The organism is uncultured Rikenella sp. (assembly GCF_910579375.1).
GTDB lineage: Bacteria > Bacteroidota > Bacteroidia > Bacteroidales > Rikenellaceae > Rikenella.
Window position 1 is genome coordinate 1 of sequence record NZ_CAJTUJ010000045.1, and the last position, 13,427, is coordinate 13,427.

At 56.6% G+C, this 13,427-nt stretch carries 14 protein-coding genes; 4 read left to right on the forward strand and 10 right to left on the reverse strand.

The window, feature by feature from the left end; genetic code table 11:
* The 3 genes from QZ302_RS05460 to QZ302_RS05470 form a co-directional block, all read right to left on the reverse strand.
* On the reverse strand, positions 1 to 1,067 hold a 1,067-nt coding region (locus QZ302_RS05460), incomplete at its 3' end, for an aconitase family protein (RefSeq protein ID WP_294593404.1).
* 115 nt (positions 1,068 to 1,182) lie between these two features.
* The gene (locus QZ302_RS05465) at positions 1,183 to 1,881 is read right to left on the reverse strand and encodes an SIMPL domain-containing protein (RefSeq protein WP_294593406.1); all 699 of its coding nucleotides are present in this window, start codon (positions 1,879 to 1,881) and stop codon (positions 1,183 to 1,185) included.
* A 5-nt stretch (positions 1,882 to 1,886) separates the two neighbouring features.
* The gene (locus tag QZ302_RS05470) at positions 1,887 to 2,990 is read right to left on the reverse strand and encodes an acyltransferase family protein (RefSeq protein WP_294593409.1); all 1,104 of its coding nucleotides are present in this window, start codon (positions 2,988 to 2,990) and stop codon (positions 1,887 to 1,889) included.
* Positions 2,991 to 3,070: 80 nt separating this feature from the next.
* Here QZ302_RS05470 and QZ302_RS05475 point away from each other — a divergent pair, with 80 nt between their 5' ends.
* Genes QZ302_RS05475 through QZ302_RS05485 form a run of 3 tightly spaced genes read left to right on the forward strand, consistent with a single transcriptional unit; the run spans position 3,071 to position 4,917 of the window.
* Entirely contained in the window at positions 3,071 to 3,292 is a 222-nt protein-coding gene (locus QZ302_RS05475) for a hypothetical protein (RefSeq protein WP_294593412.1), read from the forward strand.
* 24 nt (positions 3,293 to 3,316) lie between these two features.
* Positions 3,317 to 4,144 (forward strand): ABC transporter ATP-binding protein, encoded by an 828-nt coding sequence (locus QZ302_RS05480; RefSeq protein WP_294593413.1) that lies wholly within the window; start codon positions 3,317 to 3,319, stop codon positions 4,142 to 4,144.
* A gap of 5 nt (positions 4,145 to 4,149) precedes the next feature.
* Positions 4,150 to 4,917, forward strand: a complete 768-nt coding sequence (locus QZ302_RS05485; protein WP_294593416.1) for a hypothetical protein — start codon at positions 4,150 to 4,152, stop codon at positions 4,915 to 4,917.
* 45 nt (positions 4,918 to 4,962) lie between these two features.
* On the opposite strand, the gene QZ302_RS05490 is transcribed toward QZ302_RS05485, so the two are convergent.
* The 7 genes from QZ302_RS05490 to QZ302_RS05520 form a co-directional block, all read right to left on the reverse strand.
* Complete coding sequence (locus QZ302_RS05490; protein WP_294593418.1) at positions 4,963 to 6,141, reverse strand: MFS transporter; 1,179 nt, start codon at positions 6,139 to 6,141, stop codon at positions 4,963 to 4,965.
* Between the two features lie 89 nt (positions 6,142 to 6,230).
* Positions 6,231 to 8,021 carry a hypothetical protein gene (locus QZ302_RS05495; protein WP_294593420.1) on the reverse strand — a complete coding sequence of 597 codons (1,791 nt, stop codon included), beginning with the start codon at positions 8,019 to 8,021 and terminating at the stop codon, positions 6,231 to 6,233.
* A gap of 21 nt (positions 8,022 to 8,042) precedes the next feature.
* Entirely contained in the window at positions 8,043 to 8,435 is a 393-nt protein-coding gene (locus QZ302_RS05500) for a BlaI/MecI/CopY family transcriptional regulator (RefSeq protein ID WP_294593422.1), read from the reverse strand.
* 110 nt (positions 8,436 to 8,545) lie between these two features.
* The gene (locus QZ302_RS05505) at positions 8,546 to 9,151 is read right to left on the reverse strand and encodes a GNAT family N-acetyltransferase (RefSeq protein ID WP_294593424.1); all 606 of its coding nucleotides are present in this window, start codon (positions 9,149 to 9,151) and stop codon (positions 8,546 to 8,548) included.
* Positions 9,148 to 9,942 (reverse strand): sulfite exporter TauE/SafE family protein, encoded by a 795-nt coding sequence (locus QZ302_RS05510; RefSeq protein ID WP_294593425.1) that lies wholly within the window; start codon positions 9,940 to 9,942, stop codon positions 9,148 to 9,150. The genes QZ302_RS05505 and QZ302_RS05510 overlap by 4 nt, the downstream gene beginning before the upstream one ends.
* A gap of 127 nt (positions 9,943 to 10,069) precedes the next feature.
* Positions 10,070 to 10,459, reverse strand: coding sequence for a hypothetical protein (locus QZ302_RS05515; protein WP_294593427.1), 390 nt, complete (start codon positions 10,457 to 10,459; stop codon positions 10,070 to 10,072).
* A gap of 64 nt (positions 10,460 to 10,523) precedes the next feature.
* Complete coding sequence (locus QZ302_RS05520; RefSeq protein ID WP_294593429.1) at positions 10,524 to 11,420, reverse strand: ketopantoate reductase family protein; 897 nt, start codon at positions 11,418 to 11,420, stop codon at positions 10,524 to 10,526.
* A 114-nt stretch (positions 11,421 to 11,534) separates the two neighbouring features.
* On the opposite strand from QZ302_RS05520, the gene typA reads away from it, so the two are divergent.
* Complete coding sequence (typA, locus tag QZ302_RS05525; protein ID WP_294593431.1) at positions 11,535 to 13,334, forward strand: translational GTPase TypA; 1,800 nt, start codon at positions 11,535 to 11,537, stop codon at positions 13,332 to 13,334.
* The last annotated feature ends 93 nt before the right edge of the window (positions 13,335 to 13,427 follow it).

Here is a 13,427-nt window from a genome sequence, read left to right on the forward strand (position 1 = left end):
AGTCCGACCTCCATCCGTTCCGGATAGCCCTTTTCGCGAGCCATACGCACGAATTCCGAGATCGGTGCCGCCGCATCCGGCGTGAACGGCCCGTTGATGTACGGTTCCAGCGTCGAAAGATCGATCTCGATCACCCGGTCGTAGTACCGTTCCGGATGCTCCAGCACCGTAGCGTCCGCTTGCAAACAACTTGCAGCCACTCCGTCGGCCAGCTCGGCCACGTCGCTCCGCCCGGTCGCCCGCAGGTAGTCGCCCATCCGTGCGTCGTACGGAAAGAGCGAGGTCGTCGCTCCCACCTCCGCGCCCATGTTGCAGATCGTGGCTTTCCCGGTCGCCGAGATGGTCTCCGTCCCCGGCCCGAAGTATTCGATAATGGCGTTCGTCCCCCCTTTGACGGTCAGGATGCCTGCCAGCTTCAGAATCACATCTTTCGGCGATGTCCAGCCGCCCAGCCGCCCTGTCAGCCGCACGCCGATAATGCGCGGCATCTTCAACTCCCACGCCATTCCGGCCATCACATCCGCGGCATCGGCTCCGCCGACCCCCACGGCGATCATCCCCAGCCCGCCGGCATTCGGCGTATGCGAGTCCGTGCCGATCATCATCCCGCCCGGAAAGGCGTAGTTTTCGAGCACCACCTGATGAATAATCCCGGCTCCCGGTCGCCAGAATCCGATTCCGTATTTGTTCGACACCGACGACAAAAAGTCATAGACCTCCCGATTGACCTCCCGGGCAGCCGCTAGGTCGATGTTTGCCCCCCGATCGGCCAAAATCAGGTGGTCGCAGTGCACCGTAGTCGGCACCGCCACCCGCTCGCGTCCGGCATTCATGAACTGGAGCAGGGCCATCTGTGCCGTGGCATCCTGCATGGCCACCCGATCCGGAGCGAAATGGACGTAGTCTTCGCCGCGTCGGAAAACCGGTCGCTGGGTGTCGTCGGCGAGGTGCGTCAGCAGGATTTTTTCGGCCAGCGTCAGGGCATGACCGGTCGTCCGCCGCGCCCGATCGACTCCGTCGGGCATCGTGGCATACCGCCGCTGGATCATCTCGATGTCGAAAGTCATAGAAGGGTTATTAAAAATTTTTCGTAATTCCGTTTCCGAGCGCAATATACGAAAAACAGCGGGATTTACCCGCTGTTTTGTGAAAGGATGAACAGAATCGGTGGAATCTGTTAAATTATTCCAACACGAAGCGTACCGTGACATTCTGGTTCACCCGCACGTCGTTGAACCGGAGGTTCGACATGGCATCGTCCTGAACGGCATTTCCGGTCATCACCCCGGCAGCCTTACTGCGCAGCATGACGAGACCGGCTTCCGGAGCCGACGAGTAGGACTGAATGTAGATCGCCTTGCCGATCCGCTGTCCGAGCGCAGCAGCGAGTTCCGATGCGGTGATCTGAGCATTCCGCATCGCCTTGACACGAACCTGTGCCTGAAGCTCCCGCAAATCGCTGCGCGTGCTCTGGCTCAACGAGGCGTTCGATATGCCGTTCGTCTGCAAAGCATTGAAAACGGCTTCCACCTGATTCGGCTCGGTCAGCGTCAAGAGGTAGTTCTTGTATTGGTAGACATCTTTCCGTTTGCCGCTGGCATTGGACTGGCTGGTAATGACCAGTTGTTTTTTGATGTCCACTCCGGCAGCGTCGAGCGCCGTGGCCAACGATCGTTCCAGCTCGGCGATGGTGGTCTTCCCTTTGCTCGGTGCCTCCGAAATGCCGATTGCGATGCGGAACTTATTGGGCATCACCGCCGTATCGGCCGAACTGCTGATTTCGACGTACGGAATCTGTTTGTCGAGGTCTGTTCCCTGGGCCCATGCGCTCCCGGCACCGATCATCAGGAGTGCCGAAGCGATAAAAAGCATTTTTTTCATGACTTTTATCCGATTAAGTATTTGTGACAAGGCAGTTTCTGCAATAACCGTACCACACCGGCCGAAACCGCGAAAGTCGCTGCAGCGATCAACGGTATCTGGAGGTAAGGCGGCCATTCGACGTACTGTTTCACGAAATCGTATGTCACCTGTACGATGAAAAAGTGGCACAGGTAGATTCCGAAGGTCAGCGACGCCCACCGTCCGAGCCGGGCCTGCGTCCGCGGGTTCGAAATCCGAACCGTCTGTAAAGCCGTGAATACGCCGTAGGTCATCAAAAAGACGCTGAATCCGGTGAAAAACCACGGGATTTCGAGGTAGGCGTAGTCGGTCGGGAAGTAGCGCTGTGTCCAGATAAATCCGCCGCAGGTCAGGGCGTATCCTGTCACAAAACAGATGGCCGATCGAATGCGTATCTGTTTCTTAGACCGGCGGGAAGGGTAGAGGTTTAAATAGTGGGCCAAAATCAGGTATCCCAGAAAGCCGCTGACATAGTAGAATGTCCCGAACGGGTTCCAGTCGCACTCGCCGAAAATACCGGTGTGTCCGTAGTTGCCGACGTAGCCGAAGAACGGGGCCAGAACTCGGATATAAGGAATGAAGAGGGTGAATCCCCATAGGTACAGGAATCGTTTCAAGTCTTTCCGCGAGGCCTGCGCCACCCACGGCGAGACGATCGGCAGAATCAGGTAGAGCCCTGCCAACATATAGAGGTACCACAGCGGCGTGGTGACATAATTGAAGTTCAGCGGGAACGAGGCGATATAGTAAACGGCATTCGCCCCTTCGGCGTGTCCGTAGGCCCGGTAGAAAAGGGGGGTCAGCAGGCTCCAGAAGAGCAGCGGTACGAGTATGCGTCCCAGTCGCCGGCGATAAAAAGTTCCCATATCCGTCCGAACCGGCAGGAGCAGTACGCCGGAGATCATGACGAACAATGGTACGCAGGCGCGCATCAGGCTGCCCCAGCAGACGCCCGACAGAAAGGCTGTCCGGTCTTCATCGAAGCGGGCGACGAAGAAGTCGCCGCTGTGGGAGAAGACTACCAGGAAGCAGGCCGTGATGCGCAATAAATCGAGCCACGGAATCCGGGTAAGAGAGTTGTTTTGCATGGCAGACAAAGATAAATTTTTCCGCCGATAAGTTGGCGGTTTGGGCAAAAAGGGCTATTTTGCAGGGAAAAATCTTTCCCATGAAACTTTTCAACAGCGAGAACTGGACGCGCCGGACGGTGCTCGGGGGATTGGGTTGGGCTTATAGTGTCATGCTCTTTACCGAGATCGTCAATTATTTCGGGTTCGCTCAATCATCATATTGGCGATGGGAGGTAGTCGTCATCAAATTAGTTATTTGGACGCTCTTCGGCCTGACTTTCGGCCGGTGGCTCTTGCTGAAAAGGCCGCTGAAAAAATAATCCGAAATCAAATTTGAAAAACGCATGATACGATTTCAAGATGTATCGTTCAGTTATCGGAACGAGCGGTTGTTCCACGGTTTGAACTTCGACCTGCGCCGCGGAGCGATCTACGGTCTGCTGGGGAAGAATGGGGCGGGGAAGAGCACGCTGCTGAAGCTGACGGCGGGATTGCTGTTTCCGAAGGCGGGCGAAGTGTCGGTCTTGGGCCGGACGCCGAAACGGCGCGAACCGACCTTTTTGTCTCAGATTTTTCTGGTGCCCGAGGAGTTCGACCTGCCGCGGATGAATATGCGGGAATATGCCCGGGTGTACGGTTGCTTTTATCCCGATTTTTCGCATGAACAGTTGGCCGACCTGATGCGCGAGTTGGAGGTGTCGGAGACCCAGCCGTTTCATCGGATGTCGCTCGGGCAGAAGAAAAAGGCCTGCATCGCTTTTGCCCTTGCCTGCCGGACGCCGTTGTTGCTGATGGACGAGCCGACCAACGGGCTGGATATTCCGTCGAAGAGCGTTTTTCGGCGGGTGGTCGCTGCGGCGATGGACGAGGGGCGGACGGTGGTGATTTCGACCCATCAGGTGCGCGATCTGGATCGATTGATCGACTCGGTGGTGGTGCTCGACGGCAGCGAAATCTTGCTGAACGCCACGACGGATGAGATTACCCGGCGGTTGCAGTTCGTGCGGCTGGAGGAGAACGAGCCGGCCTTGTATGCCGAAGAGACCATTCACGGACGATGGGGAGTGCGACCGAACGAGGCGGGAGCGGATTCGCCGTTGGATATGGAGTTGTTGTTCAACGCTGCGGTTGCCAATCGCGAGGCGATTAAAAATCTTTTCAATCGGGGCTGAAACGTATGAAAGATTCATTTTCCTGGAGACGGCTGGGCCAGGTGGCTCGGGCCGAACTGGCGGGTGAGCGGCGCGCCTGGGGGCTGAGGCTGGGCGGTTGCCTGCTCTTTTGCCTGATGATCTATATGGCTTGGAACACCGATACGATTTTCGGACGCAAGGAGGTGCATGACATGTACGGCTATCTCGTGCCGCGGATGATCGTCGGAGTAGGGTGGGGGATTGCCGTGATGTTCAACCTATCGCGCAGTTTCAGACGCTATTCCTCTCACGGCCGGGCGGTCGAGGCGTTTATGGTGCCGGCGGCGCAGAGCGAAAAGTTCGTGTGGGTGGTGTTGAAAAATTTCGTGGCCGTGCCGGTTATTCTGCTGGCGATTGTCGGGTTGAACGACCTGTTTTGGGCGGAATGGCTGGGGTTCGATGATCTGTTTACCTTGTTTGCGAAGGGTTGGGCATCCGTTGTGGAGAGTTCCCGGGCTTCCTGGTGGGGCCTGATGATGAGTCTGTACGGATTGCACGTTCTCTCCACGATGGCTTTTTTTCTGGCCGGGGCGGCGCTCTTCCGGCGACACCCGTTTTTGTGGACGGTGTTGGTGCAATTCGTGCTATGCAATCCGTTGAGCTTCATGGTGACGCTGGCACCTTACCTGACGTGGGTCGAACTGTCTCGGATCAACGGGGTGGTGATGCTGAATCTGATTATTTTGGGACTTTGTACCTTGTGGATGTGTATCGCCTGGTGGCGGTTTTCCACCCTGCAACAGACCAAATAAAGAGCCGGGGCGAGTTTTTTTTCGAAAAACTCGCCCCCGTTGTGTTTACCTCAACTTATTTCGATTGAAATAGGGGCCTGCCCACAGCAAAAAGAGCGTCAGTCCGATGCACAGCAAGAAGGTGCCGAGCAGAAAAGCCGACGAGTAGGAGGTGTGCTGGGCGATAATCCCCCCTAACAAAACCCCCGATCCCACGCCGAAATCCCACGAAGTCAGGTAGGTGGCATTGGCCGTTCCGCGTTGGTTGTGGTGGGCCAGATTGATGAACATCGTCTGGAGCGTCGGACAGAGCAGGCCGTACCCCACGCCGATCGAAACGCCGCATCCGTAGAACGACAGCGGGTGTTTCAGGAAAACGAAACAGAGGAAGCTCGCGATCAGAAGCACTATGCCGGCCTTGCTGACCGCCGTCAGATAGCCCCGGTTGATGAGTTTTCCGGATATCAGGCGCGATACGACCAGTCCGCCCGACAGGCAGACGAAAAACATCCCCGTTCCGCTGGTCAGCCCCACCTCTTCGACCCCATACACGGCCACATAGGTGCTCAGCACGCCGTAAGCGAACGAAAGGAAGAGTGTCGTCACCGCCCCCGGAATCCCTTTGAGCAGCAGGAAACGGTCGAGCGACAAGGTCTGTTTGGCTCCCACGGCTTCGGTCTTCTTCTCGCGCACGAACGAACCGACGCACAATCCGATCAATCCCACTCCCAAAGCGGTCGCGAAAATCCAGTTATAATCGGGCGTGGCGTCGTGAATCATCAGGGCCGCCATCGGGCCGATGGCCATAGCCAGATTGGTCGATACGCCGAAATAGCCGATCCCTTCGCCCCGTCGGGAGGCCGGCATGACATCGATCGCCACGGTGTTGACCGAGACGGTCACCATGCCGAACGCCATTCCATGCGTCGCCCGCAGGATGATAAACGCCGTCAGCACGCCTGCCAGCATATAGCCGCCGAAGTAGGAGATGAAAAAGGTGTAGCAGATCAACAGGAGCGGTTTTCGCGGGAAGCTGTCCACCATGAACCCGGCGAAAGGCCGAAAGAGCAGCGCCATGATGGTGTAGGACGAAAGAATCAGCCCGGCGGTTGATTTCGTGACGGCGAACCGGTCGGCCAGAAACATCGGGAGGATCGGCAGCAGCATATAGAAGGCGAAGAACATCAGAAAGTTCGCGCCGCAGGCCGCCCAGAAACTGCCGGTCCATAATTTGTCTTTCACCATTGGGGGTTATCTAAATATCCGGCCGCAAAGGTAGAGAATTATTGGCAAAGCGGGGATTGCCGACAGGCAATCCCCGCTGATGGAGAGTATCAGTCTTCGATGCGCTGATAGCTGCTGCCGGGAAGTTCTTTGAAAAGCACCGAATCCGGGATGACCCGAGAGTGACGCTTCGGTGTGGACGTTTTTGTCGGGACGGCCTCTCGGTGAAGAATCACTTTGACCGGTTTTCGATTGCGCACCCAGTTGTTCTCGCTGTCGAGGTAGAAGCGTTCGGGGCAATCTTTCAGGAGCTTCGTGGCCACCGTCACCCCCTCCTCCTGTTCTTTTTTACTCAGATAAACCGTGACGTTCCCGTTTTTGTAGTTTGTCGCTGAATTTTTATCTCTCTGATTGTAAGGCTGAATGATGAGCGAACCTTGCGAAAGTGCCAGGGCCGGAGCGCCGTCTCCGCTATTCGATAAAACGGAGATTTTTTCCTGCTTTAATTTGTCGATTTCGTTTGTTGAAGCCGTCCGTACAGCATATCGCCCCGATGAATTCTTGGCATTTTTGGTCGTGATGCTGATGACCCCTCCGCGTGCCCGTTCGCCATATGCACGGATGGCAGTTTCTCCTTTGAGAACCGTGATGGATTCAAATTCCTCAGAGTCGAGTTTCTCTACTTCCTGTTTGATGCATTCGACGCCATCGACGATGTAGATCGGCGGTACTTTCGAAGTGTCGGCCTTGGGAGTGACCCGCACGGTGATGATCTCCCCCACTTGATGAGTCTTTGTTCCGGCGGCAGAGTCCGCCGGTTGTTCCCGAGGTGTTTCGGAGTTAAGGCTTCGACCGTCTTTTATCATCGTTTTGGCTTCGGCGAGCAATTCACGAAGTGTGTCGAATTCCGGTTCCTGAATTTTTCGACCGTCGAGATAATGTACTTCGACCGGCTCTTCGAAGAGGGTTTTGGAGTCCAGCGTGTCGACCGTCGGCAAAGCGGTTTCGGCGGGCTGCGGTTGTGACGGAGCCGGCGCGGCAGCTTTTGTCGAGAGCGAGAAAGCGCCCAGCAGCGCACCGGTGAAGAGGGGTAGAGAGGCCAGTCGGAGGTAGCCTCCGAGGCGGCTCCTGTTTGCACGAGGTGTCATCATTTTGAGTCGTTTTTTGGTGAGTGAATAGCACAGTGCGTTGGCCGTCCCGGGATAAATGCCTGCCTCCGTGCCGATTAAAAGGTCTATGTAAGGCCCGATGGCGTTCCCCTCGCGGAGTACCGCCCGATCGGCCTGAAATTCATGAATTTCGCGGATCAACCGGCCGCAGTGCCAGGCTGCCGGATGGAACCACAGCACGGCCCGCCACAGATTCATCCACAACAGATCGAACGAGTGTCCGTAAGCGATGTGGCTGCGCTCGTGGGCCAGAATCGAATCCAGCATCGGTGAGTCTGCGAATCGTCGATCGACGAAGATGCGCCCGAAAACGGAGTAAGCCCCCGCCACTTTGTGCGAAAAGAGCACCTCTCCGATGCGGGTATGTCTGATTTGCCGCACTACGCGCACGATCCCGACCACTTGAAGTCCCACGAAGAGCACACCCCCGGTTCCGTACAGCACGGCCAGCCAAAATCCCCAATCTATAGGCGCCGGTACAGCGACTGCCGGCATCTCCATCGTTTCCGGTACCGGAAATCCGGTGGTGTCGACAAAAACCATCTCCGCAACCTTCCGCGCCGGTAACAGTGGGATACGCAGCAGCGGCAACAACAAGCCTACGGGAAACATTCCCAACAGGTATCCTCTTGCCGCTCCCAGCGGAATATGCCGGTGAAGCAGGAGGGCATAAAACAGCCACAAAGCCGCGATGCACAACTGGACATCGATCAGGTATCCTTGAGAAAACATGACGCAAACGTTTGGAAGGGGTTATTTTTCAGAAGTTTCCACCAGCTGCCGGGCCACTCGCTTCAGCTCTTCGTACTGCTCGACCGTCAGCGAACCGCTCTCGGCCAGAAACGAAAGCACCTGTCCCGGCGAATCGTTGAAAAAGTTGCGCACCACGCGCTGCATAAAGTGCGACCGGTATTCGTCGCGCCCCACCGCCGGATAGTACCGGTGGCTCTTCCCGACCACCCGATGGGCCAGAAACCCTTTGGCCTCTAATGTCCGTATGACTGTCGAGACGGTCGTATACGCCGGTTTCGGTTCGCGAAACTCCTCGACCACTTCGCCCAGAAAAGCTTCCTTCAGCCGCCATACGATCTGCATCACCTCCAGCTCGGCCCGGGTCAGTTCGGTCGGTTTTTCTCTCTTTTTCATGCGGTATTCCGTTTTTGGTACTACAAAGATAGTTATAGTTTCGATAACTACAACTATAATTTTAGTTTTGCGGGAAAATAATTTTCTCGGAAGCGTCGGAGGCCTCGGAATTACTTGCGTTCGGAGTAGCTGAGCACCCGTTCGTTGTTGAATCGTTGGAAAGCCCGGAATTCCGCTTCGGTGAGCGGTCGGGGATAGCTCATCAGAAAGAGTCGGTGAGGTTCGGTCGTCGGGCGGAACGACGGATGGACGTGGTCGTAGTCGTAGTTGGGGCACATCCCGTTGCTCAGATAAAAACGTTCGCGGCGGCGCGAGACTTCGTCCTGTGGCGGGTCGATCTCCAGCAACAACAGCCGGGAGCCGTCCCCCTGAAGCAGTTTCAGCGCCTGCGAACCGTATCCTCCGCCCCGTTTTTCGGGCGCGATGGCGAAGTGTTCGCCGAACCGGAACCGTTGCCCCTCGTCGGTCTCCCAGTCCCACCACGAAAGCAGACCGACCAGTCGGCCCCGTTCGATCAACAGGTGGTAATGAAAGGCCGGGTCGCCTAAAGCTCGCAGGTGTTCCGCCAAAGGTCGCTGCTCGCAGAGCGGGAAACTCTGTTCGTAGATCGCCCAAGCCGCTTCGGCCAGCGGGTGGGAGTGGTCGTCGAGGCGAATCAGGTCGAGCGTTTTGTCGGAAAGCGTCGTCATGTCGGATGTGATCAAGATGGATTTCAAAGATACATGATTCCGTCGTGAAAATGGAGCTGGACGAAAAGGAGCATATAGATGACCGACAGGATCAGGGCGACCATGAAGCAGTCTTTGACCGTCCGGGTATCTTTGCGTTCGACGAATTTTTCGCCCACCCAGCCTCCGAATCCGCCGCCGAGAGCGACGCAGGCGCCCAGCTCCCAGTCGATGTGACCGAACCAGACGAAGACGGCCAGGGCGAACGGCGTGACGATCATACTCATATAGGTTTTGATCGCGTCGGCCGTTCGGGTCTCGGTGTGGAGCCGCGTGACCAGCACGTAATACATCAGGTAGGCCATTCCGGCTTGAATCATGCCGCAGTAGAGTCCCAGCAGGAGAAAGATGCCGTAGTCCGCCAGGCGCGACCGCCCCACGGGATCGGCCGTTTTGTCGGGCCGGTCGGCCGGCGGAGGCGAGAAAAAGGTGAAGAGGATGGTGAGGATCATCACCCCGATGAAGATCCAGTTGAAGATGACGCCGGCGATCCGGACGGCGAAAAAAGCGCCGGCTATGGCGCCCAGCACTAAGGTGACCGACAGAATGGCCGCTTCGCGGTGCGGAATGCGCCGATGGGTCAGGTAGCGGATGTATCCCATCGTATATTGCGTCATCACGCCCACCCGGTTCGTACCGTTGGCCACGCTGGGAGGCAGCCCCAATCCGATCAGCATCGGCAGCGAGATGAGCGACCCGGCTCCTCCGATTTCGCTGACGATACCGCTGGCCAGACCGGCCACGACGGCGGCTATGTGGTGTGCGAGAGTCGTTTCCATGAGAACGAGGCGATAGACTGAAAAGTTGCCGCGCAAATTGTATGCCAGATAAAACAGCAGTGCGATTCCTGTGGTAATACAGAGGAACCGCACTTGCTATGATACGATGCGCCGAGTTCGGTACGGACTACTTTTTCGGAGTCAGCACCAGATCCAACCCGTCATTGCTCAGTATAAAACCGTCATCGGTTTTCGTCAATTGACAATTTTGTATTTTGGTTTCACTCCACCGGATAAACAGGCTGTCGTTTCTGATTTCCCATTTTCCCGTTGCCGTGTCGGAGTTTTCTCCCAGCGATTTCGTCGTTTGGATAGTTCCGTCCGAATGGAAGTCCATCTCTATTTTGGATTGTAAGAATATCTCCACAGCCTTTCTTGCTGTGGTGTCATCCAATAAGGAGTCGGGCAATACAAGTTCCGCATTGTAAGCGCCGACCAACTCTTTTTCGATTCCGGTTTTGCCGGAGCAGGCAACCAGTGCTACTACAGCGGCGATTGCGAGGAAGAATCTCTTCATTTATTAGTGGATATTTGGATGAAAATATATGACAAAAATAGGTGTTATTTCTGATAATCGGTTGTTATTGGGCCGATAAAATTCGCAGGGCGGCCCGATTCAACGGGACGGGGATCCGCAGCTCGTCCGCCAGTCGGCAGAGCGTCCCGGCGAAGATGTCGATTTCGGTCGGCCGACCCGCCTCTGCGTCCTGCAACATGGAGCTCTTGCCGTCGGGGTTCATCGCACGAATGACTTCTACGGCCCGCTCGACCATCTCGTCCGCCTGTGCGATGCCGATCGCCCGGGCGACAGCCGCCGCTTCGGTCATCAGATCGACGGCCAGCGTCATGGCCCGGTCGTTGCGTTGCAGGTGTCCGTAAGGAGAGCGGAGCAGGGCAGTGGTCTGGTTGCAACCGATGTTGATGACGAACTTCTGCCACAAGGCCGACCGCATATCCGGCGGAATTTCATACGGAATACCGGCCAGCTCGAACAGCTGCCCGACTCGTTCGGCTTCAGGCGACAGCGTGAGGTTTTGCGCTTCGCCGAAATAGATGCGGAAGTTTCCGTCGTGCGTAATCCGATTCCCTTCGCGCAGACTCGGATGGCCCAGAAAATAGGAGTAGAGCACATGAGCCTTGGGAAAACGCGCTGCTACCGTCTCTTCGCTTTCGATACCGTTCAGCAGCGAGAGCACGATGGTTCCGGGCCCCACGAAAGGTGCAGCGGCATCGAGCGCTTCGGGTAGGGCCGAGGCTTTGGTGGCAATGAGAATCAGCTCTTTGGGCTCGTCTTTGTCGGTCAGCGCGAAGTCGTAACGTCGTCCGTTGAAAAGCAGGCCTTCGTTCCGCAACCGTTCCTGTCGTGCGGCATCGGCAATAATCGTAAAGCGGTCGCCCAAGCTGTCGGCCAGCCGGGTCGCCACCACGCTCCCGACGGCTCCCAAACCGATGAGCGATACCCGTTCGATTCGTTTCATGATTGCAAAGATCAACTTTTTTTGTCAATCAGGCTGATAATCTGCCCCGAAACCGCTACTTTTGTGGCCGCGCAGCCTGTTGTGGAACGGGGTGGGCGGATTTATTTCAACAAGATGCAGAAAATCAAAAACATCGCAATTATTGCGCACGTCGACCACGGAAAGACGACGATGGTGGATAAAATGATCCTTCAGGCCAAGCTGGTGCGGGATCAGGAGAAGTCGCAGACTTTGATTCTCGACAACAACGACCTCGAACGCGAACGGGGGATTACGATTCTGGCGAAAAATGTATCGATCCATTACAAGGACTACAAAATCAATATCATCGACACGCCGGGCCACGCAGACTTCGGTGGCGAGGTGGAACGGGTGCTCAATATGGCGGACGGCGTGTTGCTGCTGGTGGACGCTTTCGAGGGGACGATGCCCCAGACCCGGTTCGTGCTCCAGAAGGCATTGGAGATGGGGCTGAAACCGATTGTCGTCATCAATAAGGTCGATAAGCAGAATTGTCGGCCGGACGAGGTGAACGAACAGGTTTTCGACCTGATGTTCAGTCTCGATGCGACGGAAGAGCAGCTCGATTTCAAGACCATCTACGGGAGTGCCAAGAATGGGTGGATGTCTACGGATTGGAAGACGCCGACGACGGATATCATTCCGCTGTTGGACTGCATCATCGAGGAGATTCCGACGGCTCAGGTGGTCGAAGGGACGCCGCAGATGTTGATTACGTCGCTCGAATATTCGCCTTACGTGGGACGGATTGCCGTGGGACGTTTGAGCCGCGGGACGTTGAAGGCGGGACAGAACGTTTCGCTGGTGAAGCGTGACGGAACGGTCGAAAAGTCGAAAATCCGCGAGCTGATGACTTTCGAGGGACTCGGCAAGCAGAAGGTCGAGGAGGTGCAGTGCGGCGATATTTGCGCGGTGGTGGGTATCGACGGGTTCGAGATCGGGGATACGATTGCCGATTTCGAGAATCCGGAACAACTCACGCCGATTGCGATCGACGAGCCGACGATGAGTATGTTGTTCACGATCAACGATTCGCCGTTTTTCGGCAAGGAGGGTAAGTACGTGACGTCGCGGCACATCAAGGAGCGGCTGGATCGGGAGTTGGAAAAGAATCTGGCGCTGAAGGTGAAGCCGGGAGCGACGGCCGATTCGTTCCGGGTGTTCGGACGCGGGGTGCTGCACATCAGCGTCCTGATCGAGACGATGCGGCGCGAGGGGTATGAGTTGCAGGTGGGGCAGCCGAAGGTGGTGGACAAGGTCATCAACGGGCAGCGGTGCGAACCGATCGAGCACCTGACGGTCGACCTGCCGGAGGAGATGGCGGGCAAGGCGATCGAGATGGCCACGCGGCGGAAAGGGGTGCTGTTGCACATCGATCATCGGGGCGAGCGGGCGCATTTGGATTTCGATATTCCGGCGCGGGGGATTATCGGCCTGCGGAGCAATCTGCTGACGGCTACGGCGGGCGAGGCGGTGGTGGCGCACCGGTTCAAAGGGTTCGAACCGTATCGGGGCGAGATCGAAGGGCGTTCCAACGGCTCGCTCATCGCAGCGGAGAGCGGTACGGCTTTCGCGTATGCGATCAGTAAATTGCAGGATCGCGGCCGGTTCTTTATTTCGCCGGGCGACGAGGTCTATGCCGGGCAGGTGATCGGCGAGAGTACACGGGCCGAGGACATTTGCGTGAATGTCTGCAAGTCGAAGAAGCTGACGAATATGCGGGCTTCGGGTTCGGACGAAAAATCGACGGTGTCGCCGCCGGTGGTTTTCTCGCTCGAAGAGACGCTGGAATATATTCAGGAGGATGAATATGCGGAAATTACGCCGACTTCGATCCGGATGCGTAAAATCTTGCTCTCTGAAACGGATCGCAAACGCGCGGGTAAGGCTTAGGCCATTCGATTATCGTTTTTTGCCCGGGAGTGGACTGTTCTTTTTGTGAACAAAAAGAACCAGAAAAACTTTAGAGCGCATCCCTGCGGGATG